The 3,630-nt window shown below is 29.1% G+C and carries 4 protein-coding genes; all 4 read right to left on the bottom strand.

All coding sequences use genetic code 11. The annotated features are described in order from the left end of the window. A partial coding sequence (locus ACWIX0_RS13015; RefSeq protein ID WP_454174413.1) for a hypothetical protein occupies positions 1-663 on the bottom strand: 663 nt, incomplete at its 3' end. A 4-nt stretch (positions 664-667) separates the two neighbouring features. Next, positions 668-976 carry a hypothetical protein gene (locus ACWIX0_RS13010; protein ID WP_454174412.1) on the bottom strand — a complete coding sequence of 103 codons (309 nt, stop codon included), beginning with the start codon at positions 974-976 and terminating at the stop codon, positions 668-670. Positions 977-1,529: 553 nt separating this feature from the next. Continuing rightward, positions 1,530-1,811 (bottom strand): hypothetical protein, encoded by a 282-nt coding sequence (locus ACWIX0_RS13005; protein ID WP_454174411.1) that lies wholly within the window; start codon positions 1,809-1,811, stop codon positions 1,530-1,532. Next, a partial coding sequence (locus ACWIX0_RS13000; protein ID WP_454174410.1) for a DUF5675 family protein occupies positions 1,801-3,630 on the bottom strand: 1,830 nt, incomplete at its 5' end. The genes ACWIX0_RS13005 and ACWIX0_RS13000, both read right to left, overlap by 11 nt.

Genomic DNA, 3,630 nt, shown 5'->3' with positions numbered 1-3,630 from the left:
CATAAATGGTTTGGGTTTATCATAAATGATAATTTCTGCTTGGCTAAAATCTAAAGAAGTGTTTTGTGGTAGGATTTTATGGGATTTTATGATTCCTATCAAAATAGGGCTAGTTAGGAATCTATCATATTGAACAATACTAATTTTCTCAAAAGAAAATTTAGAATCTATAATATACCACTCAAATTCCACTTCCATCGGCACAAGCACCGAGCCAAAACGCATATCAAAAAAACGCTGTTGTTGGGATTCGCTAAATCCAGCCTTTGATAGAATCTCTTTGACAAAATCATAATTTATATTGTAATCTACTTTGAATCTAGTGATTCCTCTCTCAATGGTTTCATCTTTCATTTGTTTTGGGAAATCTTTAGTGTAAAGGACGGCATAATTTACAAAGGGATTATTTTCAGGGAAAAAGATTAAATCAATATTTTTATTGTGCTTTATATCAAAGCTCCACGAAATGCGGAGGTTGCCTTTGAAATGCAGGGTATCGGAGACTTTTGGGTATTTATGCCTAAATGGGATTTGTTGGGAGCAAAAATATTCTTTCAATTCCTCATCGCTTAAATTCACATACTTTTCACTGCTCATTGCATATACTTCAAGCAGATTGTAAGTGTAAAATTCGTTCATTATAATAGATTTTATCTTTTTCATTGTCTTATCCTTCATATTCTTTATCAGCGAATTTTTTACCAAAATATGCCTTACCCCACGACAATGCCAAAAAGAATAACAAAATAGGCAAAGTCCATATTAAACTTATGCTAAAAATATATCCACAAACCCAAATCGCGCTCTCATCTAACAAGTATCTAGTTCTATCCCTAATATCCTCATAAATAAAAAGGCAAAATGGCGCAAAACAAATGGCACACCGAAGCACAAAAATTACCATTTTGCGCCTTGTAAATAGTGTGGTTACAAACATTACAAAAAGCACACACGCGATGATTTCTTCGCCCCGCATTTAGAATCCTTTAGTTGATTGTTTCATTTTTATCTCCCACTAATACTATCCGCTTACTATATTGGGAATAATACAATAATAAATATAGATGAAAATTCGCACATACTTATGGTTGCAAATTCTAATATTTTATTTCTATAAATAAAGTGAAGTTTTATAAAGGCTACTATACTTAATAAAAATGCCAAAGATAGTAAATAGACTTTATGACTAGGATTAAATCCATTAAAATAATTCCAAATAATATACAATCCAAGAAATATCAAAGAACTAACAATGCTAAACAATACAATATTTCTAAATCTACCGCGTAAAAAAGCACATTTCGTATAACAAACAATGCAAAAAGGATTAAGCAAAATAAATAATTGACAAGTTTTCCAAGTCATAAATTTTTTTGTATTATAAAAATCCTCTTGCATTATAAAATTTATTACATCAAGACAAGATTCTAAAATTAGACTGCACGCAAAATAGCCCACAAACCAAGTCATCGACATAATAATATAACATAGAATTTTATTCATATATTACCTTTTTTTATTTTTCATTATTAAATTCCATACAACAAGATTCTTATGAATACAATTGCAATTATACTGAGCCATACTATAAAAAAATAACTTATTGCAATGTTTCTTTTAATGTAAAATATATCCAATATTACACTAATACAGCCTAAAAAAATAACGCAAAATATGTCCCAATGTTTTAAAAATAATTCTTTAGCGCTTTGTTGATTATGTATAAACTCATCAATAAAAAAATACATACCATTTATCCAAAATAAAGCTATAAAAATTTTAGCACCCAAAACAATTTTTTTATTTTTCATTATTAAATTCCATACATTGTTTCGTATAGTAATCACTATCGCATTCTATCTTTATTCCATTTTTGTATTTTACACTTAATGGAACTCTGCCTTGATTTTGCAAAGTATCATCTCTATATTTATTCACATATTCTAGCAAAACTTTAAAAAATTCATCATTGTTTTTCCATAAATCAATGCAACCTGCACTTCCAACACCAATGCCACCGTGTATAAAAAAATTATCTCTAATAATGCTTTGTCCTTGAGCATTTATAATAATCTTTGTTTTAGGCTGAATGGGTATACGAATTTTGCCCCAAGCTGGTGTCGCTTTTGCCCAAGAGCCAATATTTTTTCCAATAAAAGATAGCCAACCAGCAATTTTTTGTTTCCTACCCATTTTATCCCAATATTGCATACCATCATCTATATTTTCACTTAATGGAGTAATAAAATATTCCCCTTCAGGTATGGGTCCCTCATTTTTTAACATTTGTCTTTCTTTTTCATAAGTGAAGTAATATTTGTTGTTTATTTTTTGTTCTCTTCCACTTACGGCTTGAAATGAATGTGTTATTCTATTGTTTATCAGTATTGATAAAAATTCTCCATCAAATGTTAATGAAATATTTATTCTATGTTTCTTAAAATTATTTCTAACCCTTACCTCAATATATTCTTTAACAAAATTATTTATATTATTTGTGCTTTTGCCAAGTATTTCTTTTGTAAAGTCTTTCGTTAAAGATTTTGCTAATCTCTGCTCTTTTGTTATATTTTCTTGTTTGTTTTGAAATATAATATCATTAACATTATCCATAAAATAATCATTTATTAGTATGCAACCTTCAGAATCTTTTGGTGTGTTGCCATTGTGAATAAGTATGTTTCTACCAAGCGAAACGAATCTATTATAAATTTGAATTGTATTGATTCTTATCCCATAATTATGCCATTCTGCCTTATACCTCCCCTCTGGGATTCGCAAATTGATTTCACTTTTAATACAATCAGGTCCCGGTCTATCAAGTATGTAAGCATAAGGGAAATTATCATCATCTATGGGTTTTATGCCTTTTTCTTTTTCTATTTCTCCATTTTGTTTTACTCTTTTTTTGTCTATATAGATATTCATTCTAGCAAGTGTAGATTCGGTAGTTTCTTTGAATCGCTCTATTAGAATCAAAATGCGTTTTTGATACTCAACATTTAACGGAATCTTAAGATTTTTTTCAATATTAAGATAGCGAAATAAATAACAAAGTTCATCTTTACATACACAATCTATACCCTTTAAATTAAGATTCTCGCTGTTATAAGTTACATTGATTGTGTTATTTTTTTCTAATTTATTTGTGCTACTAGCATTCCACTCCCCCATAACCCTCTCATTTTCTAAAAATTGTAAGGTTTGCCCATCAAAGTCTAAACTAAATCTTGTTTGAATGATTTTTAGAGTTACGGAGGTTATGCGGTCGGTTTGAATCTGCCTTTCATTCCAATCGTCTTTATAATGTGATACACGATATTGCGCATAAGCATTATCAATCTCCACCTTTACTTCTTTGCGAGTTTTTTTTAGATTGCTATCATAAACATTATTTGCTTTTTTGTTATCGATTGTATTTTGATTTATTCCAATAGATTCATCATACGCGAAAAATGTAATTGTTTTATTGATTAAATTATTAACTTGCCCTTTATCTTTAAGAATATCTTTTAATGTGAATTGAATACTAGCTCCGCTTTGGTTAAGTCTAATAAAACCTTTTTTATCTTTTTGAAGCGATGAATCTAAAAGAACACTATTATCATCTGAGAATTTAAACGCCCATTT

The organism is Helicobacter sp. T3_23-1059, assembly GCF_053654515.1.
Note: the sequence above shows the minus strand (reverse complement) of the source record. Positions and strands in the feature narration are given on the sequence as shown.

Coding starts and splice junctions, on each gene's coding strand:
- ACWIX0_RS13010 (WP_454174412.1), bottom strand. CDS start 976: ATGCGGGGCGAAGAAATCATCGCGTGTGTGCTTTTTGTAATGTTTGTA.
- ACWIX0_RS13005 (WP_454174411.1), bottom strand. CDS start 1,811: ATGAAAAATAAAAAAATTGTTTTGGGTGCTAAAATTTTTATAGCTTTA.